This is a genomic window from Pseudoxanthomonas putridarboris (genome assembly GCF_038321125.1).
Lineage (GTDB): Bacteria > Pseudomonadota > Gammaproteobacteria > Xanthomonadales > Xanthomonadaceae > Pseudoxanthomonas_A > Pseudoxanthomonas_A putridarboris.
On the sequence record NZ_JBBWWT010000001.1, the window covers coordinates 224,290 to 250,838 of the forward strand.

Consider the following 26,549-nt stretch of genomic DNA (forward strand, 5'->3'; position numbering starts at 1 on the left):
GATGGCGCGGTACCTGCAGCCTGGTCGGCCGGCGTGGTCGCGGGGGCCGGAGATATTTCATTCCCCGTTCCCCGTTCCCCGTTCCCTGCTTCCACTTCCGGCATCTCCCCCAGCAGGTAGGCATCGAAGATCTTGCGCGCGATCGGCGCGGCGGTGCTGCCGCCGTAGCCGCCGCCCTCCACCGCGATGGCCAGGGCGATGGTCGGGTTGTCGGCCGGCGCGAAGCCGATGAACAGCGCGCGGTGGCGCAGGTGCATGGGCAGGCTGCGCGGGTCGACGGCGGCGGTGCCGCGCCGGCTGACCACCTGGGCGGTGCCGGTCTTGCCGGCCATCAGGTACGGCGCGCCGGCCGCCACGCGCCAGCCGGTGCCACCGGGCTGCATGGTGCCCATCATGCCTTCGCGCACCACCTGGACGTTGGCGGGGTTGGGGCTGATCGGCGTGGGCGCGGGCTGTGGCAACGGTTCCCAGGGCTGGTCGAAACCCACCCGCATCCGGCTGACCAGGTGCGGGCGGCGCAGTTCGCCGCTGGCCAGTCCCGCGGTGGCGCGCACCAGTTGCAGCGGCGTGACCTTCCAGTCGCCCTGGCCGATCGCGGCGTTGACGGTGTCGCCGGGATACCAGCGCTCCTTGCGCGCCTTCAGCTTGGCCTGCGGCGACGGCAGGATGCCGCCGATCTCGCCGCGCAGGTCGATGCCGGTGGGTTCGCCGAAACCGTAGCGCTGCATGTACTGGTCGAACTGCTCGATGCCCATGTCCAGTGCCAGTCGGTAGTAGTACGTGTTGACCGACTGGGAGATCGATTTGCGCAGGTCGGTCCAGCCATGGCCGCGACGGCTGGCGTCGCCCCAGCCGCGGCTGGTGCCGGGCAAGTAGAACATGCCGGTGGACAGCACCTTGTCCTCGGGCGTGCGCTTGCCGCTGTCCAGGCCGGCCAGCGCGATCAGCGGCTTCAGCGTGGACCCCGGCGCCACGCCGCCCAGCACCAGCCGGTTGAACTGCGGGCGCGAGGGATTTTCGTTGAGCGCCCTGAAATCCTTGCTGGAGATGCCGTTGACGAACAGGTTGGGGTCGTAGCTGGGCAGGCTGACCATGGCCAGGATTTCGCCGGTGCGCGGATCCATCGCGATCGCCGCGCCTTCCAGTTCGCCGAACGCGTGCACGATGGCCTGCTGCAAGTCCGCGTCCACGCTCAGTTGCAGGTCGGTGCCGGCCTGCGCCGGCACGCGGCCGAGCACGCGCAGCGCGCGGCCCTCCACGTTGGTCTCTACCTTCTCGTAGCCGATCCGGCCGCGCAGTTGCTCGTCGTAATAGCGCTCCAGCCCGGTCTTGCCCATGTGGGTCAGCGCGGCGTTGATCTCGCCCAGCGTCTCCAGGTCCTTTTCGTCCACCCGGCCGACGTAGCCGACGATGTGCGCGAACAGGTCGCCATAGGGGTAGCGCCGGGTCAGGTACGGCACCAGTTCCACGCCCGGGTAGCGCCAGCGGTCCACCGCGAAGCGCGCCATCTCCTCCTCGTTGACGCGCAGCTTCAGCGTGATCGGGCGGAAACCGCGAGTGGCCTTGCGGGTGGCCTCGAAACGCTCGATGTCCTCCGGCGACAGTTCGATGATCCGGCTCAGGTCGGCGATCAGCCGGGCCGTGTCCTTCACCTTGTCCGGAGTGACGTCCAGGCGGAAGGCCGGCACGTTCTCGGCCAGCAGCTTGCCGTTGCGGTCGTAGATGGTGCCGCGGCCCGGCACCACCGGGCGCGGGCGCACGCGGTTGGCTTCCGAGCGCGTGGCGTATTCGTCGTGGTCCACCACCTGCAGCTTGAAGTACCAGCCCGCCAGGCCGACCAGGCAGGCCGCCACCACCACGAAACCCAGCACCGCGCGGCGGCGGAACTGTTCGGCTTCCGCGTGGGGGTTCTTGCTGCGGCGGCGCGGTGCGATCACGGCTCAGCCACGCCTGCCCCGGCCCTGCCGCAGCGCGTCCATCAGCAGGAACAACGGCGGCCACAGCAACATGCCCAGCAACGGCGCCCACCAGTACTGCCACGGCAGCGTGGGTTCGCCCAACGCCAGATGCACCGCGGTGGTCACGATGCGGTCGTTGACCAGCAGGCCGCCGATGGCCAGCGCCTGCTGCGACAACGGGAAGAAGCGCAGGCGCGCACGGAAGCGTTGCAGGATGAAGGCCATGATGACCAGTCGCAGCGCCTGTTCGCCCAGCAGCGTGCCGAACATCAGGTCGGCGACCAGGCCGACGATCACGGCGAAGCCCAGCCCGGCGCTGTCCGGCGCCTCGATCACCCAGTACGCGACCACCAGCGCGAGCCAATAGGGCCGCAGCGGTTGCAGCAGGCCCGGCAGCGGCAGCAGGCCCAGCAGCAGGGCCATGACGATGCTCACCGGCAGCAGCCAGCCCGAACGCGCGCGGCTCATCGTTGCGGCTCCTGCAGGGGCGGCCCAGACGGTGCAACGCCGGTGTTGAGCCCCTCTCCCGCCGGGAGAGGGGTTGGGGTGAGGGTTGGTGCGTCAGCCATGCCTTGTGCTTGCGAAGAAGTCGGCGCACGCGCCGCTTCTGTCTGGCGAGCGGCGCCATCACGGCCGTCCCGTACCCTCTCCCCAACCCGCACCCCTGCCGGCGCGTTGGACGCGCCGGCGCTCGGCAAGGTGCGAAGCAGTGCTTCGCCAGCACCTTGCCTCTCCCCAGCGGGAGAGGGGCTTTGAGCGACACCGCCACCGGCAGGTGGTGCTCCATCCGGATCGGCCGCCTCCGGGACGGCACCGGGAGCGGCGTCACCTTCCGGCAGGAAGCGCGACGGGTCCGGCGGCGGCAGCACCGGCGGCGGCGCGGACTTCAGCAACAGCACGTCGCGACCGCGATCCAGCCGTGCGGCCGGGGTCACGTCGCCGACCAGGAAGGCATGGCTGTCGTCGGGCCGCAGCGCGGAGATCGTGCCGACCGGGAAGCCGGCCGGGAAGCGCCCGCCCAGACCCGAGGTCACCAGCACGTCGCCCACCTCCACGCCACTGTTGAGCGGCACGTCGGCCAGTTCCAGCAAGTCGCTGCGGCCGCGCCCGTAGACGATCAGGCGCACGCCGTTGCGCGCGACCATCACCGGCACCGCGTGGTCCGGGTCGGTCAGCAGCAGCACGGTGGAATGCGCCGGCGTGGTCCCGATGATCTGGCCCATCAGCCCGCCCGCGTCGATCACCGTCTGTTCGACGCGCACGCCGTCGCTGCTGCCGGCATCCAGCACCAGCCGCTGGCGTCCGGGCTCCAGGTCGATGTCCAGGATGGGCGCCAGTTGCACGTCCAGCCCGCGGGTGAACTTGACCCCCAGCAGTTCGCGCAGCTGCGCATTGTCGGCGGCGGCGGCCTGCAGGCGCGCCAGCCGCGCATTGGCCACCAGCAGGTCGTTGCGCAGCCTGCGGTTCTCCTCGATCAGGCCGCTGCGCGTCGCCGCATCGTCCTGCACGCGGGTGGTGAGGCGGCCGGGCAGGCCGGCCAGCCACCACAGCGGCTGGGTCGCCACGTTGGCCTGCGCCCGCACCTGCGACAGCCAGCCGCCGCGGTGGTCCAGCACCAGCAGCGCGATCGTCAGCGCCAGGTACCCCAGCAGGCGCAGCGTGCTGGCGACTTCACCGGGGCGTGAGGCGACGGGAGGACCGACGTAGGAAGGCATCAGTGTTCGGGATTCGGGATTCGCGATGGGGGATTCGCAACAGCCGGGCTGCGATCCGTCACGTGAAGGGAGATGACCCGGGCCGCTTTGAACGAATCCCGAATCACGACTCCCGAATCACGGCTCCGCATCATTCGGGCGCGAAGAACTCGTTGCCGTGCATGTCCACCAGTTCCAGCGCGCGGCCGCCGCCGCGAGCCACGCAGGTCAGCGGGTCGTCGGCCACCTGCACGTGCAGGCCGGTCTCCTCGGAGATCAGGCGGTCCAGGTCGCGCAGCAGGGCGCCGCCGCCGGTCAGCACGATGCCGCGCTCGGCGACGTCGGCGCACAGTTCCGGCGGGGTCTGCTCCAGCGCCAGCTTGACCGCGCTGACGATGCCGGACAGCGGCTCGTGCAGGGCCTCCAGCACTTCGTTGGAGTTGATCTTGATCATCTTCGGCACGCCCTCGGCCAGATTGCGGCCGGAGATCTCCATCTCCTGCACTTCCGGCTGGGGGTAGGCGCAGCCGATCTCCAGCTTGATCCGCTCGGCCGTGGCCTCGCCGATCAGCATGCCGTGGTTGCGGCGCACGTAGTTGGTGATGGACTCGTCGAAGCGGTCGCCGCCGATGCGGACCGACTGCGAGTAGACGATGCCGTTCAGCGAGATCACCGCCACCTCGGTGGTGCCGCCGCCGATGTCGATGACCATGGAACCGCGCGCCTCGGTCACCGGCATGCCGGCGCCGATGGCGGCGGCCATCGGTTCCTCGATCAGGTAGACGTCGCGGGCGCCGGCCTCCTCGGCCGATTCCTTGATCGCGCGGCGCTCCACCTGGGTGGAGCCGGCCGGCACGCACACCAGCACGCGCGGGCTAGGGCGCAGGAAGCGCGACTTGTGCACCTTCTTGATGAAGTACTTCAGCATCGCCTCGGTGTAGGTGAAGTCGGCGATCACGCCATCCTTCATCGGGCGGATGGTGGTGATGTGGCCGGGGGTGCGGCCCAGCATCTGCTTGGCCTCGGCGCCGACCGCCGCGACCGAGCGCGAGCCGCCGATGGCGCGGTCCTGGCGCACGGCCACGACCGAGGGTTCGTTCAACACGATGCCCTGCCCGCGCACGTAGATCAGGGTATTGGCCGTGCCCAGGTCGATGGACAGGTCGTTGGAGAACATGCCGCGGAGCTTCTTGAACATCGGGAGAAAGGTTCCTGCTGGTGGCGGATCGCCGGGAAGTGGCGATTTTTTGGGCAAAAAAGGGGTCGGCTAGCCTAACAACCCACCTGGGTGCGGGCAAGGAAAAATAGCGTGAATCCCGGACCTTTCGTTGCGCCTGCCCTTGCCTTGCGGCGGCGCGGGCGGCACCGGCGGAGAATGCGGCCGCCGGCACGCCGCTCCGGTCAAGACTGGCCGGGGCCGGTCGCAGCCGGTAACCTTCGCACCGGCGCGCCGGGAATGCGGCGCTCGTCCCGTTTCCCCGGGTGGCCCGGGACGGCCCACCCTCCTCCAGCCGAGCCTGCCGATGTCCGCACTGATCTGTGGTTCCCTTGCCTACGACACCATCATGGTGTTCCCGGACCAGTTCAAGAACCACATCCTGCCGGACAAGGTGCACATCCTGAACGTGTCCTTCCTGGTCCCACGCATGCGCCGCGAGTTCGGCGGCTGCGCCGGCAACATCGCCTACAATCTCAAGCTGCTGGGCGGCGAGCCGATCCCGATGGCCACGGTGGGCCAGGACTTCGGCCCGTACCGAGAGTGGTTCGTGGAGCAGGGCATCGACCTGAGCCAGGTGAAGGTGATCGACGAGCTGTTCACCCCGCAGGCGTTCATCACCACCGACCACGACAACAACCAGATCACCGCATTCCACCCGGGCGCGATGATGCGCAGCTACGAGAACCACGTGAAGGACGTGCCGGGCGTGACCTTCGGCATCGTCAGCCCGGACGGGCGCGAGGGCATGCTGCAGAACGCGGCCGAGTTCGCCGCCGCCGGCATCCCGTTCATCTTCGACCCTGGCCAGGCGATGCCGCTTTTCAACGGCGAGGAACTGCGCCAGTTCATCGAACTGGCGGACTACGTGACCGTCAACGACTACGAATCCAACCTGCTGCAGGAACGCACCGGCTGGAGCGAGGCCGACATCGTCAAGCGGGTGAAGGCCTACATCACCACCCGCGGCCCGCACGGCTCGCAGATCCACACGCCGGACAAGACCTTCGACATCCCGCCGGCGCACGAGCGCCGCGTGACCGACCCGACCGGTTGCGGCGACGCCTTCCGCGCCGGCCTGATCTTCGGCATCGAGAAGGGCTACGACTGGCTGACCATCGGCCGCATGGGCAATCTGATGGGTGCGCTGAAGGTGGAGCACCCGGGTACCCAGAACCAGCGCTTCGACTTCGACGAGTTCAACGAGCAGTTCAAGCAGCAGTTCGGGTATTCGCTGTGAGGCGGGAAAGTCGCCCGCCATGCGGGCGACAGTCGGCGGCTATGCCGCCTGCAAGGGGCCAGTGAAAGCCTGCTCCTGCTGACGGCGCGCCGCAGGCGTGCGACTTGTTCCTAAGAACCTGTTCACGATCTCGAACGGCGCGGCCGGTATTCGAGAAAAAAGACCCGTCATTCCGGCGCAAGCCGGAACCCAGTGTCTTTAGCTCTTCGGAATGCTCGCGTCGACTCAATGAAAGTCGCTGGATTCCGGCTTGCGCCGGAATGACGAACTCACGTTTTCGAGATCGTGAACAGTTTCCAACAGGCGGCGTAGCCGCCGACTTACCTCTCCCTCGCCGCTTCCGCCGCGCGCAGCACGCGCAGGAAGTTGCCGCCCCAGATCGCCGCGATCTGTTCCCGGGCATAGCCGCGCTTCACCAGTTCCGCGGTGACGCTGGGCGCATCCTTCTCGCCGTCGAAGCCATCGACGCCGGCGCCGTGGTCGAAGTCGCTGCCGATGCCGACGTGCTCCACGCCGATGCGCTTGGCCACGTAGTCGATGTGATCGACGAAATCCGACAGCGTCGCCCGCTTCACCTGCGCGCGCAGCGCATCCAGGAACGCGTCGCGCCTGTCTTCCGGCAGGTCGCCGTAGCCGTCGGTCGGCGACTTGAACTCCGCGGACAGGCCATGTTCGACGCGCACCTTGCGCGCCGCGGCCAATTCTTCGTCGCTCGGGTTGCGCAGGTAGGCGCTGAACGGGGTCAGCTGCACCACGCCGCCGTTGGCCTTGATCGCGTCCAGTTCGGCATCGCTCAGGTTACGGGTGTTGTCGACCAGCGCGCGCGCATCCGAATGCGTGGCCACCACCGGCGCGCGGGTCAGCGCCAGCGTCAGCGACAGCGCGGCCGTGGACAGCTGCGACACGTCGATCAGCACGCCCAGGTCGTTGAAGCGCCGCACCGCCTGCTTGCCGAGGCCGGACAGGCCCTGGTGGCGTTCGACCTGGGCCGGGTCGGAAGGACGCGAGGAGTCGGAGAACGCGTTGTGTCCGGCGTGGTTCAACGCGGCCACGCGCACGCCGGCTTCATGGTACCTGTCGAATGCGGCCAGGTCGGTGCCGAGGATGCGGGCGTTCTGGAACCCCAGCAGCACCGCGACCTTGCCGTCCTTGTGGATGCGCTCGACATCGTCGGCGCTGCGCGCCAGCTCCACCTTGCCGTCGCTGCCGGCGATGAATCCCTGGATCGCGGCAAGCTTGTCGTCGGCTTCCTTGCGCGCGGCGGCATCGCCCTCCGGGGTCTCGGGGCCGGGTCCGACCGCGATCGACAGCACCACCGCATCGACGCCGCCTTCGACCAGTTGCTCCAGGCTGGCGCGGGAACCGCCATCGGGCGCGTAATAGCGCTTCGGGGTCTCCGGTAGCAGGACATCCACATGGCTGTCCAGCACCAGCACCGCATCGTGGATGGCGCGCGCGTCCGTTGCCGCCGCGCCCGGTGCGCCGCCTTCATCATTGCCCGCACCGGCGCTTCGGCCCTTGTAGTAGTAGAACGCCCCGGCCGCCAGCGCGACGACGACCACTGCGGCGACGACAAGCCCCTTGCCGCGTTTCCTGCCTGCGCGCACAGGCACGGTTTCCGTTTCGCTCACGATGTCTTCTCCACGAATCGATATACCGTCGAAGCGACGGGGGTTCGTGGACGAATCTAGGACGCCGCACCCATCGCACATAACAACGATTGGTAATGACCTGGTAACGCTACGGCACGACTTGTCTCCCAAGCCCTGCCTGGACCGGAGGAGCCGGATGGCGCTGCGCCTCCTCTCCTGCTCCAGCCAGGCCGCCAGGTCCCACCGGCCGATGCCTGCGCGGCAGGTGCGCTGAAGATCAAGTCCCCCGGCAAGCAGAACCGGCGCCTCGACCTCGATACGTCAACGAGCAGTCCAGGCAGCAGTCCGGCCACCCACTCCGACCGCACGGCAGGCCGGACCCGCCCGGTGCCCGCAGCATCCCCGATCCCGGGATCACCCACGCGACTTGTCTCCGGGCCTTGGAACTGGCGTAAGGTAGGCGCCAGGGGGAAGCCAGCGGTTACCGCGCGTCCCACGCAGTCGGCAGCAGGCAGGGGCAGCATGGTCGGGCAGCAGGAACCCAGCACGCAGGAGCAGGCCGTCCGCGCGCCCTCCGATGTCCAGCCCCACCGCCTTGTGTTCAATGCCGTCCTGGTCGCCGTCGTGGTTTTCCTGGCCAGCGGCCTGGGCATCCTGAGCCGTCCCGAACATCAGCTGGCCGCGTTCTGGCCGACCAATGCGCTGCTGCTGGGCCTGTTCGCCCGCCGTCCCGCGCTGGCGTCGCCGGCCGGCTGGGCCGCCGCCGCGCTGGGTTACGTGGCGGCCGACCTGCTGACCGGCAGCAGCCTGCCCACCACCCTGCGCCTGACCGCGGCCAACCTGGCGGGCGTGGTGGCCGGCTACCTGATGTTCCGCCGCATCCGCCTCGAGGACCGTCGTCTGCAGCATCCGCTGTCCATGCTGTGGGTGCTGGTGGTCTCGTTCGTGGCGGCGGCGGCGGCCACGGTGGTCGGCAGCGTGACCGCGCACATGCTGGTGCACATGGACCTGCCCAAGGCCATCGGCATCTGGTTTTCCGCCGAACTGGTCAGCTACGTGGCGATCCTGCCGGTGGTGCTGCTGGCCCCGTCGTTGCCCGCGTTCGCGCGCGAATTCCGCCAGTACCTGGCGCGCGTGCGGCATACGCCCAGCCTGGCGCTGCCGCTGGCCGCGCTGGCGCTGGCCATCCTGCTGGGCGTGTTGATCGGGGGACCCGGTGCGATCGCGTTCCCGGTGCCGGCGCTGCTGTGGTGCGCGCTGGCCTACCGACTGTTCACCACCGCACTGGTGACCCTGCTGCTGTGCGTGTGGACATTGATCGCGATCGCCAATGGCGCGATCGACCTGCAGCTCCAGGATGGCGGCGGGCTGTCCGTCATTTCGCTGCGGATGGGCATGGCACTGCTGGCGGTGGCGCCGCTGACCGTGGCCGGCGTGAACGCGGCGCGCAACCAATTGTTGGCCGCGCTCAACCACGCCGCCAACCACGACGCATTGACCGGTGCGTTGAGTCGCAGCGCCTTCCTGCGACGCGGCCGCGGCATCCTGGAACAGGCCGCGCGGTCGCAGGGCACGGTGGTGGCGATGATGCTGGACATCGACCATTTCAAGTCGGTCAACGACCGGCACGGCCATGCGGCGGGCGACGCGGTGCTGACCGCCTTCGTGCAGCGCGTGCGCGCGCAGTTGCGCGACGACGACCTGCTCGGCCGATTCGGCGGCGAGGAATTCGCCGTGCTGATGCCGGGCCGCGATGCGTCCGCCGCCAGCGCCGTGGCCGAACGCCTGTGCCAGGTCGCCAGCGAACCGATCCCGCTGGACGATGGGCGCGTACTGGACATCACCGTCAGCGTGGGGCTGGCGGTGCTGGCCGGCGAAAACGAAGCCAGGCTGGAAACGTTGCTGAACCGCGCGGACAACGCGCTTTATCGCGCCAAGGCGATGGGACGCAACCGGGTCGCAACCGCAGACCCGTAGGGTGCGCCCCGGCGCACCATCGCAGAGTCTTCACGGCATCATGCTCCGGAACCGGAACCGGAAGCGAGGTGCGCCAGGGCGCCAGGGCGCACCCTACGTGCTTGTTCCGCGCTCAATCCCACCCCGGCATCTGGCTGCCGTCCAGCCCGCCGGTCTCGAACACCACCGTGCGCGTGCCGCCGGCCTTCACCGGGAACTCGACCTGCACCACCCTGGCCTTGCGCACCAGCCGCCACAGCGCCTTCTGGTCGGAGACGAACATCGCGATGGCCTCGTCGGTGTCGGGGCGGTCGGCGGCCATGCGCTTCGGCGCGGCATCGTCGGCCGTCACGGTCACGTTGCAGCTCCGGTAGCACTCCTTCGCGAAGTCGCCGCCCTGCAGCACCAGGTAGCTGCTGCGCTTCCACTCGGGATGGTCGCGGAACACCAGTTGCACCGGCTTGGCGCCGCTGCCGTCCACGTCCACCGGCTCCTTGCTCAGGATCGCCGCCGAACGCTGCGTGCCGCCCTTGGCGGCCACCTGCGAGTAGTCCCACAGCGCCTCGACGCGGCGCTGTTCGCGCGCGTCCGCGGCCTTGGCCTTCACCTCCTCCAGCGCCGGGCCGATGCGGGCGGCGGCCTGGCTCTGCGGATACTGCGACACCAGCGCCACGCCGTGGATGCGCGCCATGTCCCAGTCGTTGGAGACCACCGCGCTGTCGTACTTCTTCGCCAGCTCGTCGGCCTGCTGCTCGATGGCCGCGGCCTGCGCGGCGGCGGCGGCCTGGCGTTCCGCTTCGCGGTCGCCGCAGGCGGCCAGCGCCAGCAGGCAGGCCAGCACGATCAGGGGTCGCTTCATCGGGGTGCTCTTCATCGAGGTGTTCTTCATCGGGGTGTGCCTTGCGAGATCAACCGGGCGACCGCGGCCGCCACGTCGTCGGGTTTTTCCATGATGGACATGTGTCCGCAATCGTCCAGTGAAACCTGGATGGCCTGCGGCATCTGCGCGGCATACAGCGCCATCGCGCTGGGATCGATCACCCGGTCCTGCCGGCACCACAGCAGCAGCGCCGGTTGCCGGATCGCCGCTGCAGCCTGGCCGGGCAGGAAGCGCTGGTCGCTGCGGCCGATGCGGTCCAGCACCTGTTGTTCGAACGGCGCCTGGCGGATGCGCCAGCCGATCACCGCTTCCGAAACGGGCCACGGAAGCGATGGCTGCACCGCCCTGTCGTGGAAGACAGTGTCCAGGTAGCGCTGCAGCGATGCGGCGTCGCTGACGGCGAAGGGATTCTCGCCCGCCAGCACGTCGATGCCGAACTGATTGTCCTGGAAGCGCACGCCGGCGGCATCGATCAGGCCCACGCGCGCGACGAGCTGCGGATGCTCCGCCGCGGCGATCGCGGCGATGCCGCCGCCCATCGAGTGGCCCAGCAACACGATGGGGCTGCCGTCGCGGCGGACGTGGCGCAGGAAGTCCGCCAGCCGCGCGGCCTGCGCCGCGAAGCCGTAGTCGGCGCCGTCGATACGCTGGCTCTCGCCCCAGCCCGGCAGGTCGGGAACGACGAGGCGGTACCGCCCGCCCAGCCGCTCGGCCAGCGGATACCAGTTCTCCTTGCCGCCGGTGAAGCCGTGCACCATCACCACGGTGGGCGCACCGGCGACCTTCGCCTCGCGTTCGTCGTAGGCCCAGCGGTGGTCGCCGATGACCGCGTGCCTTTCGGACAATCCGATCCACCTGCCCTGCACCGCCAGCACGCCGCGCAAGGGCGCCATCGGGTCGCGCCACGCCCACACGGCCAGTGCGCAAACGAGAACGGCCGCCACTGCGGCGACCGTTCTCTTGCGGGGAAAACCCGATGCCATCGGCTTACTTGCCTTCCGATGCCTTGGCCAGCAGCGCCTCCACCGAGGCGGTGGTGATCGGGTGATAGCCCGGGCGGGCGCGGGCGAAGGATTCCTGCGCGAACGCCAGCCCGTCCGGCGTCTTCGCCAGTTCCTCGTAGATCGGCATGATCAGCTTGCGACGGCCGACGCGCTCGATGAAGCGGGCGATCTCCGGGCGCGCTTCCAGGTAACCGCTGCGCACGGTGAGCGGGTACCAGCGCATCGCGATCTCGCCGTTGGGGGTGCCGGTGAACCGGTAGGCCTTGTCCAGTTGCGCCAGCTGCTCGATGGTGAGCGTGTCGCCCATGCCTTCGATGAAGTGGACCCACTGCTGGGTCACCCAGTCGCCGGTCACCTGCGGGTTGGGCAACTGGCCGCTGCCCAGCCAGGCGATGCGCGCGGTGTCGGTGTTGGAGAACCCGCGCGACTGCGCCATCGGCGCGTTGACCGGGATGCCCGGGCCGTAGATCCAGGCCTGGATCTCGTCGTCGCCGACCAGGTTGGGATGCTTGGCGAACAGGTTCTTCTTCGCGTAGTCCAGGAAGGTCTCGGTGGTGATGCTCTGGAACGCGAAATGGTCGAAGTAGCCGCGCAGGAAGGCGTCGAACTCCTCCCGCCCGAAGCGCTCCTCCAGGAACTGCAGGAACCACGCGCCCTTGTCGTACGACACCGCGCTGAGCGCGTCGTCCGCGTCCAGCTTCGTGCCCGGCTTGACCGCCAGCGCCTGCGTGGCCTCCGGCATCGTGCCGATCTCCTTCTTCAGGCCGTTGCGGGCGATGGCGAATTCCATGTTGCTGAATTCCTTGCCGTACAGCGACTCGACGATGCGGTTTTCCACGTAGCTGGTGAAGCCTTCGTTCAACCAGCCGTGCTTGGCGCTGGAGAAGGTCACCAGGTTGCCCGACCAACTGTGCGCCAGTTCGTGCGCGATCAGCGACACCAGCGACTTGTCGCCGACGATCACCGTGGGCGTGATGAAGCTCAGGCGCGGGTTCTCCATGCCGCCGAACGGGAACGACGGCGGCAGCACCAGCATGTCGTAGCGCTCCCAGCGGTAGGGACCGTACAACCGCTCGGTGGTGGCGATCATCTTCTCGGTGTCCTCGAACTCCTTCGTGGCCTTGTCGACCATCGCCGGCTCGGCCCACACGCCGCTGCGCGCGGAGATCGGCTTGAACACCAGGTCGCCGGCGGCGATCGCCATCAGGTACGACGGGATCTTCTGCGGCATCTTGAACGTGTAGTCGCCATCGCGCGCGGCGGCCGGGTCGTTGTCGGCGCTCATCAGCACCATCACGTCCGGGCGCGCCGTCACGTGCGCGGTGTAGGTGTAGCGCACCTGCGGCGTGTCCTGCAGCGGCACCCAGCTGCGCGCATGGATCTGCTGCGACTGGCTGAACATGAAGGGCAGCTGCTTGCCCTCGGTCATCTCCGGGGTCAGCCATTGCAGGCCGGATGCCTCCGGCGAGCTGCGGTAGCTCACCCGCACCCTGGCATTGCGCTCGGGCGTCTCGATGGTCAGCCTGCTGCCCAGCACCGGGTCCTTGTCGGCCAGCGCGAACGGCAACGGCTGCCAGGCGCCATTCGCCTCGCCCTCGACCTTCTCGATGGCCAGGTCGCGGGTATCCAGCACCAGCTGCTTCGCGGCGGCATCCTTCCACTGCAGCGAATAGGTGGCCGTGCCGCCGATGGTCTTCGCGTCGAAGTCGATGGCGATGTCCAGGGCCAGGTCGTCGATGGCGACCTTGTCCGGCTCGGCGTAGGAGTGCTCGTCGTGGTCGGCGATCTTCACGGCGGCGGGCCTGGCGGACGGGGCCTGGGGGGCCGGGGTGGATTCGTTGGAACAACCGGCCGCCAGCACGGCGGCGCAGGACAACAGCAAAGCCAGTGAACGCATCAGGGGTTCCTGCATTCGGGGGAAACGGTGAGTTTACCCGCCCGCGCCCTCATCTCGCCCGCAGGAGCGCCCCATGGGCGCGATGCTGTTGTTTTTCAAGAGCATCGCGCCCATGGGGCGCTCCTACGGGCAGGCTAGACCTTGTAGCCGGTATGGATGGCGACGATGCCGGCGGACAGGTTCCTGAAGCTGGTCCGGACGAAGCCGGCCTCGTCCATCATGGCCTTCAGGGCTTCCTGCGGCGGATGCTTGCGAATGCTCTCGGCCAGGTACTGGTAGCTGCCGGCGTCCTGCGCGAACAGCTGGCCCAGCTTGGGCAGCACCTTGAACGAGTGGAAGTCGTACACCGGCTTGAACCAGTCCACGGTGACTTCGGAGAATTCCAGCACACGCGCCTGTCCGCCCACCTTCAGCACGCGGTGCATCTCGCGCAGCGCCGCCTCCTTGTCGGTGACGTTGCGCAGGCCGAAGGCGATGGTGACCAGGTCGAAGCTGGCATCGGGGAACGGCAGCGCCTCGGCATTGCACTGCACGTACTCCAGTCCCGCGACCAGGCCGCGGTCGGTCATGCGGTCGCGGCCCACCGACAGCATGCCGGCGTTGATGTCGCCCAGCACGACGCTTCCATCAGTAGCCGCGCCCGTATCGCCCACGCGGTCCTTCAACAGCGCGGCGATGTCGCCGGTGCCGCCGGCCAGGTCCAGCACGCGGTCGCCGCGCTTGACCTGGCAGGTGCCGACGAAGTAGCGCTTCCAGACCCGATGGATGCCCAGGCTCATCAGGTCGTTCATCAGGTCGTACTTGCTGGCGACCGAGGTGAAGACTTCGCCGACCAGTTTCTGCTTGTCCCTGGCGGCGACGTCGCGGAAGCCGAAGTGGGTGGTGCCGGTCTTGTAGGGGGATTCGCTCATGGCCGGATTATCGCATTACCGGCCGCGATGGTCCGTACCCGCCACTAGCGCACGCTGCACCGGACCCGTCCGCGCGCCATTCCCCGGGCGTCTCCGCAGAGCTCCTGACGCACCGGCACCGCAGCCGGCGCCACCGGCGCGGCGGCTCCCGCGGCGGAAGGCAGGGACGGCGCCGGAACGGGCGAGGGCTTCAGCAATGGCGGCAATGGGCTGCTCATCACCCGCGGCGGCACCGACGGACCGACGGTCAGGCGGAATCCCGTGGCGGTCGCGGCATCCACATGGATCGCGTGCGATCCGTCCGGCGTGACCCAGCGCTCGCCCACCTTGAACATCGAACCTTCGTTGTTGGACCGGGTGGCCGGCGGCACGTCGGCGTCGATGCTGTAGGCCGTGCCGGAATTCTCCACCTTGTGGATGATGACCGCCGTGCCGGCCAATGCGCCTTCGTACGCCCCTTCCGGCTTGCGCGCCTCCACCGTGTACACCACGGTCGCATAGGGATCGGGCTGCGGCGACAGGGACAGCACCAGCATCTGCGTGCTGCCGGAGCCCGCGAGATGGGCGAAATCCAGGTCCACCTGTCGCGTCGCGGTGTTGCCGTAGGGGATCACCAGCCGCCGCGCGCTATCCACCCAGCTCAACCGGTGGCGCTGGAAGATGTTGATGTGCTTCGGCCGCGAACCGTAGGTGGCATCGCGCACGGCATTGCTCCAGCTGTCGCTCATCACGTCCCACGGATTGTCGTAGGTGTCGTCGTCGCCATCGGAGTTGTCCGAATGCGGCAGCCCGTAGCCATGCCCCATCTCATGCGCCAGCGGCGCCAGGTTGTTGAACGACCATGGCGGGTTCCAGGTCACGCGCGTGCAGAAGTTGCGGCCTTCCAGCGTGGCGCAGCTGCTGCCGCCCCATGCGAATCCGTCCAGCTCGCCGTTGAACATCAGGTTGATGCCCTGCACGCCGTTGAAATCGACGCTGGGGTCGGCGGCCGCGCCGCAATCGGCGAACAGCTTCTTCAGGTCCGCCTTGTCCTTGCCATCCACTTTCGTGACGTAATGGGAACGCGGCTGCGGCAACGCGAACCAGCCGTGCGCCGTGCTTCCGGCCAGGTTGATCTTGTCGTACGAAACCTCTTTCCAGTAGTGCCCCAGCTGGCCCACGGCCTCGCCGTACTGGGACTGGAAGAAGCTCAACGCCTTCTGTTCCTCCGTGATGTCGCCGAACCTGCACATCAGCGTCACCCAGCGGGTGGTGCCGGTGACCGGCGCCGCCGCCATCACCCGCCCGTCCGCGCCCACCGCCGGTGCGCCCTGGGTCAGCCGGTCGGCCGGCACGATGACCTCGATGGCCGGCGCGGACGACATGACCCGCGTGGACGAGGCGAACGAAATGGCGACGCGGCGGTTCGCCAGCGCGTACAGGTCGCCCGCCGCGCGATGCGCCTGCGCGACGTCCAGTTCGCGGCGCGAGCCATCGTCCTGCTGCAGGTAAGCCACCAGTTGCGGCGCCTGCCTCGGCTGTCCCGGCACCGCCGGCGGCGGATCGCCCCACTGCAGTTGCAGCAGGCCTTGTTCGATGGATTGCGCCCAGGCGGGCGATGTCCCCAGGCATGCCAGTCCCAACAGGAACACACGACGGACCGGGGCCCACCTGGCTGCATCCACCTTGCCATCACGCTGCTTCATTGCACTCCCCTCATCCACCATCCCTGACGCGACCGATGCACCGGCAGGCATGTTTCCGGGCGTCACGGCGCCGGCTCCCCGCAGCAGCGCGATATCGCTCCCCCATCGCGCATGACACCATGGCGTCCCCACGTGCCACTGCCGCAAATTAGCCTATGGGCCCTTCCCCTGACTTCGATGCACTTCTCGAAACCGCCATCGCGGAGGCCCGCCAGGGGCTGGCCGAGGGCGGCATCCCGATCGGCGCCGCGCTCTACCGCAACGATGGCCTGCTGCTGGGCTGCGGCCACAACCGCCGCGTGCAGGAAAACGACCCGTCCGTGCATGGCGAGACCGATGCCTTCCGCAAGGCCGGCCGCCAGCGCCGCTACCAGGACACGATCATGGTCACCACGCTGGCACCGTGCTGGTACTGCAGCGGCCTGGTGCGGCAGTTCAACATCGGCACCGTGGTGGTCGGCGAATCGGTGAACTTCCGCGGCGGCATCGACTGGTTGCGCGAGAACGGCGTCAACGTCGTCGACCTGCACAACCAGGAGTGCATCGACCTGCTGGGCGACTACATCCGCGCGAATCCGGAAATCTGGAACGAGGATATCGGGGAGGATTGACGCGTCCTCCACAAACGGCGGCTTCGATGAAGGCGGCACGCGGAATCTTGTATACCGGCGTGCACCACATTGGCGGATCGCGCTTGCCGCCGAATGGCCCTCGGGCGGTGCGTTTCACCGGACAAGTCGAGCATCGAGCGCCTGCAGCGGGCCGCGCATGACCTGCTGGTCGAAGGACACGCGATGCCGCGCGACGGAAGCGCACGCCGCCCCGCAAACCCACCGACGACCGGGAAGAACAGCCTGCGATCGCACCTGGAGTGCCGGCGCGCCCGTCCGGCTCTCCGCCTCAGGCCTTGCGGACGAACTCCGATTTCAGCTTCATCGCGCCGATGCCGTCGATCTTGCAATCGATGTCGTGGTCGCCGTCGACCAGGCGGATATTCTTGACCTTGGTGCCGACCTTGACCACCAGCGAGGAGCCCTTGACCTTGAGATCCTTGATGACGGTGACGGTGTCGCCATCCTGCAGCACGTTGCCGTTGGCGTCCTTGATGACGCGTCCGTCCTCGTCGCTCGCGGCGGCCGCCGCATCGGCCGACCACTCGTGGCCGCACTCCGGGCAGACCAGCTGCGCGCCGTCCTCGTAGGTGTACTCGGACTGGCATTGCGGGCAGGGAGGCAGCGTGCTCATGGGCTCTCAAGAAGTGGGAAGAACGGACGCGATTATAATCGACGCCCTCCCTCGGCCCGGCCGCGCGCGAAAAACCCGCCTTTCCGTGGATTTCTCGGCATGCGGCGATCCCGCGTCCAGAGGATGTGGCGGCTCAGGTCCGGTTCCCGCACCACTCCGCCCGGATGCTGGATACGCAAGCCGTCCGTGCTGGCGGCCGCGAAAGCCCGCCCGCCAAGCGATAACGCCGCGGACAGACAGGAATTCCCTGCGTCCGATGCGGCGGCCGAACAGCTGGCCGTCGTTGCTCATGCGCGACCCTTCCCTCGCGTAAACATGCCGTCGTATAGGATGGAACCTCGCTTCCATCCACGAGGACGACGACATGAGGATCTCCCCCGCGCAGGCGGCCTTGCTGAACGCACGCGAGCGGCAACTGCTCGACACCAACGGTCCCTACGAAATCAGGCAGCTGGTTTCGCTGATCAAGCGTACTCGCGAGCTGCGCGACAAGCAGCGCGACCTCGCCCAGCGGCATCGCATCGCGGCCACCGGACGCAGCCAGTCCAAGGATTCGGCCGCCGTCGTTCGCACCCGGCAGAAAGAACAGCTGTTCGACAAGGCGCTCAAGCACTACCAGGCGCACCTGGAAAAGCTCGACCGCGAGTGCGACGCGGCCATGGACGAACTCGGCATGGGGAAGCAGGCGGCCTCCACCAAGCGCCGGACAGCGAAGACCACGCACAAGGCGGCCGCTCCGGCCAAGCCTGCGAAAGCCGCGAAGGGCCGCGCCGCCGGCAAGGCGCAGGCACGCCTGCAAGCGGCCTTCCGCTAGATCTCGCCAGCGACGCCCTGCACGGAACCCGCTTTCGCGCGGGTTCCGGGTTTCCCGCAGGCAAGGCTTACAGTCGGCGCACGCCCTTCTTCATCGCTCCCAGTCCACCCACGCCCCAGGCGCCAACGGCTGGACTTCGATGGGCTTTTCGCGGGTCGCCTCGCGCAACCGGCCGATCGGATCCTCGATCTCCACGTACTGTTCCATGCCGGATACGCCGTAGTGGATGGGAACCAGGCGGCGCGCGCCCAGGATGGTCGCGGCCGCCACCGCCTGCTCCGGGGTCAGCACGCCCGGCTGGCCGCTGACCGGCTCGCGAAAGCCGAAGCGCGCGCCGTTGACCGGTAGGAAGGCGGCGTCGAACGGGCCGAACTGGCGGCCGATCCGCCACCAGTGCCCGTGCCAGAGCGTGTCCCCACCGTGGAAGATGCGGCGGCCACCGGCCGACACCACCCACGACACCTGCGGGTCGCCGTAGCCGTCCGAGGCGGGCACGGCGGTGGCGGTGAAGTCGCCGAGCAGTTGCGGTTCCCACAGCGCGCTCGGCCGTGCCCGGGCCCCCTGGGGAACCGGCAGCGGATTCGTCCCGGCCGGATGCACCAGGGCGCCGCCGTTGCCCAGCGCATCGGCCACGGCCATCGCGTCGAAATGGTCGCCGTGCACATGGCTGATGAGGACATAGGTATCGCCCACGGCATCGCCGACCGGAATCAGCGGGTCCTTGAGCGCGGTTCCCCACGCCTCCGGATTGACCAGCGGGTCGATGAACAACGTCGCCTGCGGGAGTTGCAGGCGGATGCCCGCCCATGCCAGCCGCTGGATGCGCAAGCCATCCGCGCTGGCGGCCGCGAAAGCCCGCCCAGCAGGCAGCAGTGCCGTGGCCGCCAGGCCGGCGCAGGCGGTCAGGAATTCCCTGCGCCCGATGCGGCGGCCGAACACCTGGTCGTTGTTCATGCGCGGCCCTCCCGTGAGGCGATCGCGGTGTCGAGCGCGAAGACCGACTGCGCGACGACGGCCTCCAGGTTGTGCTGGTGCCATTCGCGTTCGAAACCGGTCGGTTCGACCCGCGGCGCCAGGCAGGATTCGATGGAAATCGCGGCGATGCGGTCTTCGGCCTCCTGCGCCGACGCATCGGTGCGGATGCGGACGACGGCGTCCTGCAGCCGGTCCAGGTAGTGGGTCGCGTTGTCGAGCGCGGCGGCGGGGAACCGGCCCATGTGCCCGCCGATGACCGTGCCCCGGCCGAACTGGCGCATCCGGCCGATCGCGGCGCGGATCAGCGCGGGGTCCGCCTTCGACAGGTAGACGATGTTGCCGACGATGTTGTCGCCGGCGCAGACCAGATCGGCGCTGGGCACGTCCACGCTGACGTGGTCCATGGTCTTGCCGGGGTTGTGCAGGAAGCGCATCTCGTGCCGACCCCAACGCAGAGCCATCGCGCTGTCGAACACCACCCGCGGTTCGCGGTAGAACGCATCGACCCGCCGGTTCTGCGACAGGAAGGTGTGGCGATGATGCCGGTGCGCGATCGTCAGCGCGTCCGGGAACAGCGACATGCCGGCGATGTGGTCGCTCATGAAGTGGGTCGCGGCGACGACACGCACCGTCTTGCCCATGTCCCCGCACAGGATCTGGCGCAGCCAGTGCGCGTCCTCCGTGCTGCCGAGCGAGTCGACCAGCAGCGCGTCGTCGCCGTCGAGGAACGCGGTGGCGACCGACTCGTGGTCGTCGCCGACGAACATCAGCACGTCGGAATCCAGCGCTTCGAATCTCATGATGACCGCCTATTGTTTCGAGGGGCCCATCATTGCCAGCGCCGGCGGCGGCGACAAACGAGATGTTTTCGCGGCCGCATTAGAAAAAGTAACTTGGTAGGATGCGGCTCCGCAGCCGCAAGCCCGAGGCGTTCGTGAAGCCCCGCCACCCTGTCCCGCTCAACGCCCTCCGCGCCTTCGAAGCGGCCGCGCGATGCCTCAGTTTCCAGGCGGCGGCCGAACAGTTGTTCGTCACCCCGGCGGCGGTCAGCCATCAGGTGAAGCGCCTGGAGGCGTACCTGGGCGTGAAGCTGTTCCACCGCGGCCATCGCGCGGTCGAACTGACCGCCGAGGGCGAGGCGCTGGCCGCGTCGCTGGGCGAGCTGTTCGGCCTGCTCGACCTGGCCCTGGACCGGGCCACCGCGCCCACGGCCGCGGACCTGCGCGTCAGCACCATGGAGTCCTTCGCCGCAAAATGGCTCGCGCCCCGGCTGCATCGCTTCCACCGCGACTGCCCCGACCTCAAGGTGCGCATCGAGACCGGCAACGAGCACGCCGATTTCGTCCGCGACGGCATCGATGTCGCCATCCGCTACGGGCGCGGCGGCTACACCGGCGTCTCCGCCGAGCGGCTGATGGACGCACCGGTGTTTCCGGTCTGCGCGCCTGCCTTGCCGGGCGACGGACGATGGCCGCTGGCGGTCCCCGACGATCTGCGGCACCACACGCTGCTCCACGACGAAAGCGCCGCCGGCCGCCCCGGCGTGCCGGACTGGCCCGCGTGGCTGGAAGCCGCCGGCGCGACGCGGGTGGACGCGGCGCACGGTCCGGTCTTCGCGAGCATCTACCTGGCCCAGGAGGCCGCCGCCGCCGGGCACGGCGTTGCGCTGGGCGTCGCCCCGCTGGTCGAGGAGGACCTGCACCGCGGTCGTCTGGTCAAGCCGTTCGATGATGCCCTGGACAACGCTTACGCCTTCTGGATCGTCCGTCGGCATGGTGCCGACAATAGCCCCGCTGTCGATGCCTTCTGCCGGTGGCTGCGGAAGGAGGCATCCGGGGAAGCGATGTCCCCGTGATGCCATTTTCCCGGCATGCCAGAACGGAACGGCCCGCACTGCGCGGGCCGTTCGCAATGGCAAGTTTTCCGCCGGCTCAGAGGATGTAGCGGCTCAGGTCCGGGTCCTGCACCAGTTCGCCCAGGTGCTGGTCCACGTAGGCACGGTCGATGCTCAGGCTCTGGCCGTCGCGGTCCGGGGCTTCGTAGCTCAGCGTGTCCAACAGGCGCTCCAGCACGGTGTGCAGGCGGCGCGCGCCGATGTTCTCCTGGCGCTCGTTGACCTGCGCGGCGATCTCGGCCAGCCGTTCGACCGCATCGCCGGTGAACTTCAGGTCCACGCCCTCGGTCTTCATCAGCGCTTCGTACTGCTTGACCAGCGCCGCGCGCGGCTCGGTCAGGATGCGGATGAAATCCTCCTTCGACAGCGCCGACAGTTCCACCCGGATCGGGAAGCGGCCCTGCAGTTCCGGGATCAGGTCGCTGGGCTTGGCCAGGTGGAACGCGCCGGAAGCGATGAACAGGATGTGGTCGGTCTTCACCGTGCCGTACTTGGTGGACACGTTGCTGCCTTCCACCAGCGGCAGCAGGTCGCGCTGCACGCCTTCGCGCGACACGTCGCCGCCACCGATGGTGTCGCCGCGCTTGGCCACCTTGTCGATCTCGTCGATGAAGACGATGCCGTGCTGCTCGCAGGCCTCGATGGCGGCGATGCGGATGTCGTCCTCGTTGACCAGCTTGGCGGCCTCTTCCTCGACCAGCTGCGGGCGCGCGGCCTTGATGGTCACCGTGCGCTTGTGGGTCTTGGCGCCGCCCAGGCTGGAGAACATCTGGCGCAGTTGCTGGCCCATTTCCTCCATGCCCGGCGGGGTCATGATGTCCACGCCGACGTTGGCGGCCAGTTCCAGTTCGATCTCGCGCTCGTCCAGTTCGCCCTTGCGCAGCTGGCGGCGCAGCTTCTGCCGCGTCTCCGACTCCTTCGACGACGGTTCGGCGCCGATGTCGACCGTGGTCGTGTCGGCGCCGAATCCGAAACCGCTGCCCGACGCCTCGCGACGCGGCAGCAGCGCGTCGAGGATGCGGTCTTCCGCGCGCTCCTCGGCCTGCGTGCGCACGCGCACCTTGGCCTGCTCGCGGTACATCTTCACCGCGGTATCGGCCAGGTCGCGGACGATCTGCTCCACGTCCTTGCCCACGTAGCCCACCTCGGTGAAGCGGGTGGCCTCGACCTTGACGAACGGCGCGTTGGCCAGCGTGGCCAGGCGTCGCGCGATCTCGGTCTTGCCGACGCCGGTGGGGCCGATCAGCAGGATGTTCTTCGGCATCACTTCGTTGCGCAGGTCCTCGTCCAGCTGCATGCGCCGCCAACGGTTGCGCAGCGCGATGGCGACCGCGCGCTTGGCCGCGTGCTGGCCGACGATGTGGCGGTCGAGTTCCTGCACGATCTCGCGCGGGGTCATGGTGGATGAGCCGGGATTGGTCATTGGGGATTCGGGATTCGTTGGCAAGGCGGGATGGGGGAGTCGGGATGGGGGATTCGCAGAAGCGGGATGCGGGCTTTTACGAATCCCCCATCCCGAATCACGAATCCCGGCTTCACAGCTCTTCCACCACCACGTTGCGGTTGGTGTAGATGCAGATGTCGCCGGCGATGCCGATCGCCTCGGTGGCGATGGTCCTGGCGTCGAGTTCGGTATGCGCCAGCAGCGCGCGTGCAGCGGACAGGGCGTAGGAACCGCCGGAACCGATGGCGATGATGCCGTCCTCCGGCTCGATCACGTCGCCGGTGCCGCTGATGATCAGCGAGGTTTCCCTGTCGGCCACGGCCAGCAGCGCTTCCAGCTTGCCCAGGCGGCGCTCGGTGCGCCAGTCCTTGGCCAGTTCGACGGCGGCGCGCTGCAACTGGCCGTGCTTCTCCAGCTTGGCCTCGAACAGCTCGAACAGCGTGAACGCATCGGCGGCCGCGCCGGCGAAGCCGGCCAGCACCTGGCCGTCGCGGCCCAGCCGGCGCACCTTGCGCGCATTGCCCTTCATCACCGTGTGGCCCAGCGTCACCTGGCCGTCGCCGGCGACGGCGACATGGCCGTTGCGGCGCACGGAGATGATGGTGGTGGCGTGGAAGACGTTGGGGTTCTGGCTGGGGTCCATGGGGCCTCCGGGGGTTCCTCCGGAGGTGGGGGCTCCACCCCCCGGGTTCAAGCATGACCTCCGGCCCACCGTAGGAGCGCGCCATGCGCGCGATGCTCTTGGTTGACGCCGAGGGAGCCAAAAAGCATCGCGCACATGGCGTGCTCCTACGGATTGCGGCCTTTCCGCTTGGCCCGCGGATGCGCGGCGTCGTAGACCTTGGCCAGATGCTGGAAGTCCAGGTGCGTGTAGATCTGGGTGGTGGCGATGTCGGCGTGGCCCAGCAGTTCCTGCACGCCGCGCAGGTCGCCGGAGGATTCCAGGATGTGGCTGGCGAAGCTATGCCGCAGCATGTGCGGGTGCACATGCTTGAACAGGCCCTGCCGCTGGGCCAATTGCTTGATGCGGATCTGCACGGCGCGCTGCGAGATCGGTCCCTCGCCACGGCCAGGGAAAATGTGGGCGTCATTGCCGGCAGGACGCTCCTGCCGCCACTCCAGCAGCGCATTGCGCGCGTGCGAGCCCACCGGCACCTTGCGCTCCTTGCCGCCCTTGCCCAGCACGGTGACGAAACCGCCCACCAGGTCCAGGTCGCGCCAGCGCAGCGCGCACAGCTCGCTCAGGCGCAGGCCGGAGGAATAGAACAGTTCCAGCAGCGCGCGGTCGCGCAGGCCCAGCGGCGCGTCGGTGGACACTTCGACCAGTCGCACCGCTTCGTCGGCATCCAGCACCTGCGGCAGCTTGCGCGGCGCCTTGGGCGCGCGCAGCACGGCGGCGGGACTGGCGGCGATGCGGCCGTGCTTGAGCAGCCACTGGTAGAAACTGCGGCAGGCCGACAGGCGCCGTTGCAGGCTTTTCGGCGACAGGCCACGGCGGTGTTCGGCCGCGACGAAGGTGCGCAGCTGTTCGGCATGCACGTCGGCCAGGTCCGCGATGCCCTGCGCGTTCGCCCACTCGGACAGCGCGGTCAGGTCGCGGCGGTACGCATCCAGCGTATGCGCCGAGACGCGGCGCTCGACTTCGAGATAGGCGAGGAAATCGGTGACGGACATGAACCTTCCCTGCCCCGTCATTCCCGCGAAAGCGGGAACCCAGCGACTTTGCCCTTCGTAAAGCCCGCCATACGCTCGGCGAAAGGCACTGGGTTCCCGCTTTCGCGGGAATGACGGGGGAAAATCACGGAGAAGGCTTCAGCCATCGAACCGCTTCAACGCCGTCGCCAGCGTCTCGCCCATCATGCGCAGGAACAGCGTGCCCATGCCGGGGTAGAAGCGGTTGCCGTCGCGGCTGCCGACCGCCACCAGGCCGATGCCCGGCAACGGCAGCAGCGCGGACGAGGCGACTTCCTCGGCGCGCGCGCCGTACAGCAACACGTGCTTCTCCGGCTGCAGGCGGCCGCAGATCGGTTCGCCGTCGCGCAGGCAGTCGCGGAACGGGCCCATGTGCGGGTTGTCGGCCGGCACCACCTGCAGCCATTCGTTCTCATCCAGGCCCGGCACCGGCGCCAGCATCACGATGCTGACGCGGTCGCCGTTGAAATCCTCGGCCAGCGAAGCGGCCATCGCGCGCAGCGTGTCGGCGGCGGTGCCCTGCTTCATCAGGGTGAGCGCCAGCTGGTGCGTGCGCACGGCCAGGCGCTCGTTTTCCTGCGCGTTGGCGAACAGGTCGTTGAGGCGCTTGGACAGCTCGCGGTTCTTGTCGCGCAGCACGTCCAGCTGGTAGCTGGCCAGCGAGGCGGTGGGGCCTTCGTCGCGGGGCACGATCATGCTCAGCGCCAGGTCCGGGAACTGCTTGAGGAACGTGGGATGGCGGCGCAGCCAGGCCGCGACTTCGTGGGCGCCCAGTTTTTCCTGTGTCTCGCTCATGCTTTCCATTCCCCTTCGAATACGAATGCCGCCGGCCCGGCCATGATGACCTGCGCGCGGTCGTCCGGCCAGCGGACATGCAGGTCGCCGCCGGGCAGCGAAACGATGGCGTCGCGGTCGATGCGTCCGCGCCGGACCAGCACGGCCGCCGCCGCGCAGGCGCCGCTGCCGCAAGCCAGCGTCTCGCCCACCCCGCGCTCGAACACGCGCAGGCGCACGCGGTCGCGCGACACGACCTCGGCGAAGCCGATATTGGCCGATTCCGGAAAGTGCGGCGACTGCTGCAACAAGGCCCCGTAGTGCGCGACCGGCACCCCGTCCACCGATGGCACTTCGATCACCGCATGCGGGTTGCCCATCGACACCGCGCCGAAGCGCAGGCGCAGGCCCTCGTCCACGTCGGCCTCGTACTCGTCCTGCGCGTGGTCGAAGCCGAGCAGCGGGATGCGCGCCGGCGCGAATTCGGGCACGCCCATGGCGATGGCGTAGCGGTCGTCGCCGATGCGTTCGACCGCGTGCGTGGCCAACGGACTGTCCACCTCGAACGCGCCGCCCTCCGCCACGCCGTCGCGCACCAGCCAGGCGGCCACGCAGCGTGCGCCGTTGCCGCACTGCTGCGACGGCGAGCCGTCGGAGTTCCAGATGCGGTAGGACGCCACCGCGCCTTCGCTGCGCGGCGCTTCGATGGTCAGGATCTGGTCGCAGCCCACGCCGAAATGGCGGTCGGCCAGCCGTGCCGCCAGCGCGGCGTCGGGCGGCCGCTGGCCGTCGCGCAGGTCCAGCACGACGAAGTCGTTGCCGGCGCCGTGCATCTTGGTGAAACGCATCGCCCTGGCCCGCGGGACGGGAGCGTCAGCCATTCCCGTCGGTGGCCGGCACGGTCGCCGGGTCGATCGGGGGCGTCGGCGGCAGGCCGTCGGTGGCGGGCGTTTCTTCGGTCGTCGCCGGTTCGGCGGGCGCGATGGGCGCTTCCTCGACCGGCTTCTCCGGCAGGAACAGCGGTCCCTTGGCACCGCAGGCGGACAGGACCGCCATCAGGGCGGCGGCGGTCAGGAGGCGTGTGTTTCGGCTCATGGCGCGAGTATAGCCAGAGCGCGATGAACGCGGCGCCGGTCAGCGCGGCTCGGGCCGCCGCCACAACCATGTCGCCACCGCCGCCATGCAGACGATGGGCAGCGCCGCCATCCACCAGCGGTGCGCGCCGGTCCACAGCATCACCGCCAGCAGGATCCCCGCACAGGCGAGCATCGCCCAGGTGGCCGCCCATTTGCCCCGCCGCGACACCGCGCCGCTGCGCTGCCAGTCGTGGATGGCCGGCCCGAAGCGCGGATGCGTCATCAGGTAGCGGTGCAGGCGCTCCGAGCCACGCGAGGCGGCGTAGGCCGCGATCAGGATGAAGACGGTGGTCGGCAGCCCCGGCACGAACACGCCCAGGATGCCCATCCCCAGGCTGGCATAGGCCAGCAGCCACCATGCCCAGCGGAAGCGGGTGCGTACCCTGTCAGCAGCAGGCGGTGGGGTGTCGGCGTCGTTCACCGCCCCCTTTTACCTCAACCGTGGGAGCGACGTAAGTCGCGACCGGTGGTTGGTTCTCCCGCAAGCCAAGGCCTTGTCCACGGATCAACGCGGATGGGCGCGGATGAAGCATCCTGTCTGT

At 68.8% G+C, this 26,549-nt stretch carries 24 protein-coding genes and 1 pseudogene; 5 read left to right on the forward strand and 20 right to left on the reverse strand.

Annotated elements, in window-relative coordinates; genetic code table 11:
- Positions 1–98 precede the first annotated feature (98 nt).
- The 4 genes and pseudogenes from mrdA to AAD027_RS01055 form a co-directional block, all read right to left on the reverse strand.
- Positions 99–1,934: pseudogene (mrdA, locus tag AAD027_RS01040) on the reverse strand (penicillin-binding protein 2); the annotation flags it as partial.
- A 6-nt stretch (positions 1,935–1,940) separates the two neighbouring features.
- A complete protein-coding gene (gene mreD, locus AAD027_RS01045) occupies positions 1,941–2,426 on the reverse strand; it encodes a rod shape-determining protein MreD (protein ID WP_341724159.1) in 486 nt (161 codons plus the stop codon).
- Positions 2,423–3,673: a rod shape-determining protein MreC gene (gene mreC / locus AAD027_RS01050; protein ID WP_341724160.1), complete on the reverse strand. Its 1,251-nt coding sequence runs from the start codon at positions 3,671–3,673 to the stop codon at positions 2,423–2,425. Before mreC ends, mreD begins: the two co-directional genes overlap by 4 nt.
- A 130-nt stretch (positions 3,674–3,803) precedes the next feature.
- A complete protein-coding gene (locus tag AAD027_RS01055; RefSeq protein WP_341724161.1) occupies positions 3,804–4,850 on the reverse strand; it encodes a rod shape-determining protein in 1,047 nt (348 codons plus the stop codon).
- Between the two features lie 325 nt (positions 4,851–5,175).
- Between AAD027_RS01055 and AAD027_RS01060 the strand changes: the two genes are divergently transcribed.
- Complete coding sequence (locus AAD027_RS01060; RefSeq protein ID WP_341724162.1) at positions 5,176–6,108, forward strand: carbohydrate kinase family protein; 933 nt, start codon at positions 5,176–5,178, stop codon at positions 6,106–6,108.
- A 320-nt stretch (positions 6,109–6,428) separates the two neighbouring features.
- Here AAD027_RS01060 and AAD027_RS01065 read toward each other — a convergent pair whose 3' ends face one another.
- Complete coding sequence (locus AAD027_RS01065) at positions 6,429–7,739, reverse strand: dipeptidase (RefSeq protein WP_341724163.1); 1,311 nt, start codon at positions 7,737–7,739, stop codon at positions 6,429–6,431.
- Between the two features lie 483 nt (positions 7,740–8,222).
- Here AAD027_RS01065 and AAD027_RS01070 point away from each other — a divergent pair, with 483 nt between their 5' ends.
- Complete coding sequence (locus AAD027_RS01070) at positions 8,223–9,677, forward strand: GGDEF domain-containing protein (protein WP_341724164.1); 1,455 nt, start codon at positions 8,223–8,225, stop codon at positions 9,675–9,677.
- A gap of 112 nt (positions 9,678–9,789) precedes the next feature.
- Here AAD027_RS01070 and AAD027_RS01075 read toward each other — a convergent pair whose 3' ends face one another.
- The 5 genes from AAD027_RS01075 to AAD027_RS01095 all read right to left on the reverse strand — a co-directional run bounded on the left by AAD027_RS01075 (position 9,790) and on the right by AAD027_RS01095 (position 16,033).
- On the reverse strand, positions 9,790–10,515 hold the full coding sequence (locus tag AAD027_RS01075) for a hypothetical protein (protein WP_341724165.1): 726 nt from the start codon (positions 10,513–10,515) through the stop codon (positions 9,790–9,792).
- Between the two features lie 26 nt (positions 10,516–10,541).
- On the reverse strand, positions 10,542–11,480 hold the full coding sequence (locus AAD027_RS01080; protein ID WP_341724166.1) for an alpha/beta fold hydrolase: 939 nt from the start codon (positions 11,478–11,480) through the stop codon (positions 10,542–10,544).
- Between the two features lie 43 nt (positions 11,481–11,523).
- Positions 11,524–13,437 carry a M1 family metallopeptidase gene (locus AAD027_RS01085; RefSeq protein WP_341724167.1) on the reverse strand — a complete coding sequence of 638 codons (1,914 nt, stop codon included), beginning with the start codon at positions 13,435–13,437 and terminating at the stop codon, positions 11,524–11,526.
- Between the two features lie 134 nt (positions 13,438–13,571).
- Positions 13,572–14,348 carry a bifunctional demethylmenaquinone methyltransferase/2-methoxy-6-polyprenyl-1,4-benzoquinol methylase UbiE gene (ubiE, locus tag AAD027_RS01090; RefSeq protein WP_341724168.1) on the reverse strand — a complete coding sequence of 259 codons (777 nt, stop codon included), beginning with the start codon at positions 14,346–14,348 and terminating at the stop codon, positions 13,572–13,574.
- 44 nt (positions 14,349–14,392) lie between these two features.
- A complete protein-coding gene (locus AAD027_RS01095) occupies positions 14,393–16,033 on the reverse strand; it encodes a metallopeptidase domain-containing protein (protein WP_341724169.1) in 1,641 nt (546 codons plus the stop codon).
- 155 nt (positions 16,034–16,188) lie between these two features.
- Here AAD027_RS01095 and AAD027_RS01100 point away from each other — a divergent pair, with 155 nt between their 5' ends.
- The gene (locus AAD027_RS01100) at positions 16,189–16,644 is read left to right on the forward strand and encodes a nucleoside deaminase (protein ID WP_341724170.1); all 456 of its coding nucleotides are present in this window, start codon (positions 16,189–16,191) and stop codon (positions 16,642–16,644) included.
- 289 nt (positions 16,645–16,933) lie between these two features.
- On the opposite strand, the gene AAD027_RS01105 is transcribed toward AAD027_RS01100, so the two are convergent.
- Positions 16,934–17,278, reverse strand: a complete 345-nt coding sequence (locus tag AAD027_RS01105; protein ID WP_341724171.1) for a zinc ribbon domain-containing protein YjdM — start codon at positions 17,276–17,278, stop codon at positions 16,934–16,936.
- Between the two features lie 364 nt (positions 17,279–17,642).
- Between AAD027_RS01105 and AAD027_RS01110 the strand changes: the two genes are divergently transcribed.
- Positions 17,643–18,092, forward strand: coding sequence for a hypothetical protein (locus AAD027_RS01110; protein ID WP_341724172.1), 450 nt, complete (start codon positions 17,643–17,645; stop codon positions 18,090–18,092).
- 90 nt (positions 18,093–18,182) lie between these two features.
- Here AAD027_RS01110 and AAD027_RS01115 read toward each other — a convergent pair whose 3' ends face one another.
- On the reverse strand, positions 18,183–19,046 hold the full coding sequence (locus AAD027_RS01115) for an MBL fold metallo-hydrolase (RefSeq protein ID WP_341724173.1): 864 nt from the start codon (positions 19,044–19,046) through the stop codon (positions 18,183–18,185).
- Positions 19,043–19,867 (reverse strand): MBL fold metallo-hydrolase, encoded by an 825-nt coding sequence (locus AAD027_RS01120; protein ID WP_341724174.1) that lies wholly within the window; start codon positions 19,865–19,867, stop codon positions 19,043–19,045. The genes AAD027_RS01115 and AAD027_RS01120 overlap by 4 nt, the downstream gene beginning before the upstream one ends.
- A gap of 101 nt (positions 19,868–19,968) precedes the next feature.
- Between AAD027_RS01120 and gcvA the strand changes: the two genes are divergently transcribed.
- Positions 19,969–20,922 (forward strand): transcriptional regulator GcvA, encoded by a 954-nt coding sequence (gene gcvA / locus AAD027_RS01125; RefSeq protein ID WP_341724175.1) that lies wholly within the window; start codon positions 19,969–19,971, stop codon positions 20,920–20,922.
- Between the two features lie 76 nt (positions 20,923–20,998).
- Here the strand turns inward: gcvA and hslU are convergent, their stop codons facing one another.
- From hslU to AAD027_RS01160, 7 genes are all read right to left on the reverse strand, one after another.
- Positions 20,999–22,384: an ATP-dependent protease ATPase subunit HslU gene (hslU, locus tag AAD027_RS01130; RefSeq protein ID WP_341724176.1), complete on the reverse strand. Its 1,386-nt coding sequence runs from the start codon at positions 22,382–22,384 to the stop codon at positions 20,999–21,001.
- 112 nt (positions 22,385–22,496) lie between these two features.
- Complete coding sequence (gene hslV, locus AAD027_RS01135) at positions 22,497–23,048, reverse strand: ATP-dependent protease subunit HslV (RefSeq protein ID WP_341724177.1); 552 nt, start codon at positions 23,046–23,048, stop codon at positions 22,497–22,499.
- Between the two features lie 146 nt (positions 23,049–23,194).
- On the reverse strand, positions 23,195–24,079 hold the full coding sequence (gene xerC / locus AAD027_RS01140) for a tyrosine recombinase XerC (protein WP_341724178.1): 885 nt from the start codon (positions 24,077–24,079) through the stop codon (positions 23,195–23,197).
- A gap of 138 nt (positions 24,080–24,217) precedes the next feature.
- The gene (locus AAD027_RS01145; RefSeq protein ID WP_341724179.1) at positions 24,218–24,892 is read right to left on the reverse strand and encodes a DUF484 family protein; all 675 of its coding nucleotides are present in this window, start codon (positions 24,890–24,892) and stop codon (positions 24,218–24,220) included.
- On the reverse strand, positions 24,889–25,752 hold the full coding sequence (gene dapF / locus AAD027_RS01150) for a diaminopimelate epimerase (protein ID WP_425605363.1): 864 nt from the start codon (positions 25,750–25,752) through the stop codon (positions 24,889–24,891). Before dapF ends, AAD027_RS01145 begins: the two co-directional genes overlap by 4 nt.
- The gene (lptM, locus tag AAD027_RS01155; protein WP_341724181.1) at positions 25,745–25,966 is read right to left on the reverse strand and encodes an LPS translocon maturation chaperone LptM; all 222 of its coding nucleotides are present in this window, start codon (positions 25,964–25,966) and stop codon (positions 25,745–25,747) included. The genes dapF and lptM overlap by 8 nt, the downstream gene beginning before the upstream one ends.
- Positions 25,967–26,005: 39 nt before the next feature.
- On the reverse strand, positions 26,006–26,428 hold the full coding sequence (locus tag AAD027_RS01160) for a YbaN family protein (RefSeq protein WP_341724182.1): 423 nt from the start codon (positions 26,426–26,428) through the stop codon (positions 26,006–26,008).
- Between the last annotated feature and the right edge of the window lie 121 nt (positions 26,429–26,549).

Bases quoted from the DNA above. Each gene is read 5' to 3' on its own strand.
- AAD027_RS01120 (WP_341724174.1), bottom strand. From the start codon at position 19,867: ATGAGATTCGAAGCGCTGGATTCCGACGTGCTGATGTTCGTCGGCGAC.
- AAD027_RS01095 (WP_341724169.1), bottom strand. From the start codon at position 16,033: ATGAAGCAGCGTGATGGCAAGGTGGATGCAGCCAGGTGGGCCCCGGTC.
- gcvA (WP_341724175.1), top strand. From the start codon at position 19,969: ATGCGGCTCCGCAGCCGCAAGCCCGAGGCGTTCGTGAAGCCCCGCCAC.
- ubiE (WP_341724168.1), bottom strand. From the start codon at position 14,348: ATGAGCGAATCCCCCTACAAGACCGGCACCACCCACTTCGGCTTCCGC.
- AAD027_RS01100 (WP_341724170.1), top strand. From the start codon at position 16,189: ATGGGCCCTTCCCCTGACTTCGATGCACTTCTCGAAACCGCCATCGCG.
- AAD027_RS01060 (WP_341724162.1), top strand. From the start codon at position 5,176: ATGTCCGCACTGATCTGTGGTTCCCTTGCCTACGACACCATCATGGTG.
- AAD027_RS01145 (WP_341724179.1), bottom strand. From the start codon at position 24,892: ATGAGCGAGACACAGGAAAAACTGGGCGCCCACGAAGTCGCGGCCTGG.
- lptM (WP_341724181.1), bottom strand. From the start codon at position 25,966: ATGAGCCGAAACACACGCCTCCTGACCGCCGCCGCCCTGATGGCGGTC.
- AAD027_RS01110 (WP_341724172.1), top strand. From the start codon at position 17,643: ATGAGGATCTCCCCCGCGCAGGCGGCCTTGCTGAACGCACGCGAGCGG.
- AAD027_RS01070 (WP_341724164.1), top strand. From the start codon at position 8,223: ATGGTCGGGCAGCAGGAACCCAGCACGCAGGAGCAGGCCGTCCGCGCG.
- AAD027_RS01055 (WP_341724161.1), bottom strand. From the start codon at position 4,850: ATGTTCAAGAAGCTCCGCGGCATGTTCTCCAACGACCTGTCCATCGAC.
- AAD027_RS01075 (WP_341724165.1), bottom strand. From the start codon at position 10,515: ATGAAGCGACCCCTGATCGTGCTGGCCTGCCTGCTGGCGCTGGCCGCC.
- AAD027_RS01115 (WP_341724173.1), bottom strand. From the start codon at position 19,046: ATGAACAACGACCAGGTGTTCGGCCGCCGCATCGGGCGCAGGGAATTC.
- AAD027_RS01085 (WP_341724167.1), bottom strand. From the start codon at position 13,437: ATGCGTTCACTGGCTTTGCTGTTGTCCTGCGCCGCCGTGCTGGCGGCC.
- hslV (WP_341724177.1), bottom strand. From the start codon at position 23,048: ATGGACCCCAGCCAGAACCCCAACGTCTTCCACGCCACCACCATCATC.
- mreD (WP_341724159.1), bottom strand. From the start codon at position 2,426: ATGAGCCGCGCGCGTTCGGGCTGGCTGCTGCCGGTGAGCATCGTCATG.
- mreC (WP_341724160.1), bottom strand. From the start codon at position 3,673: ATGCCTTCCTACGTCGGTCCTCCCGTCGCCTCACGCCCCGGTGAAGTC.
- hslU (WP_341724176.1), bottom strand. From the start codon at position 22,384: ATGACCAATCCCGGCTCATCCACCATGACCCCGCGCGAGATCGTGCAG.
- AAD027_RS01105 (WP_341724171.1), bottom strand. From the start codon at position 17,278: ATGAGCACGCTGCCTCCCTGCCCGCAATGCCAGTCCGAGTACACCTAC.
- xerC (WP_341724178.1), bottom strand. From the start codon at position 24,079: ATGTCCGTCACCGATTTCCTCGCCTATCTCGAAGTCGAGCGCCGCGTC.
- dapF (WP_425605363.1), bottom strand. From the start codon at position 25,752: ATGGCTGACGCTCCCGTCCCGCGGGCCAGGGCGATGCGTTTCACCAAG.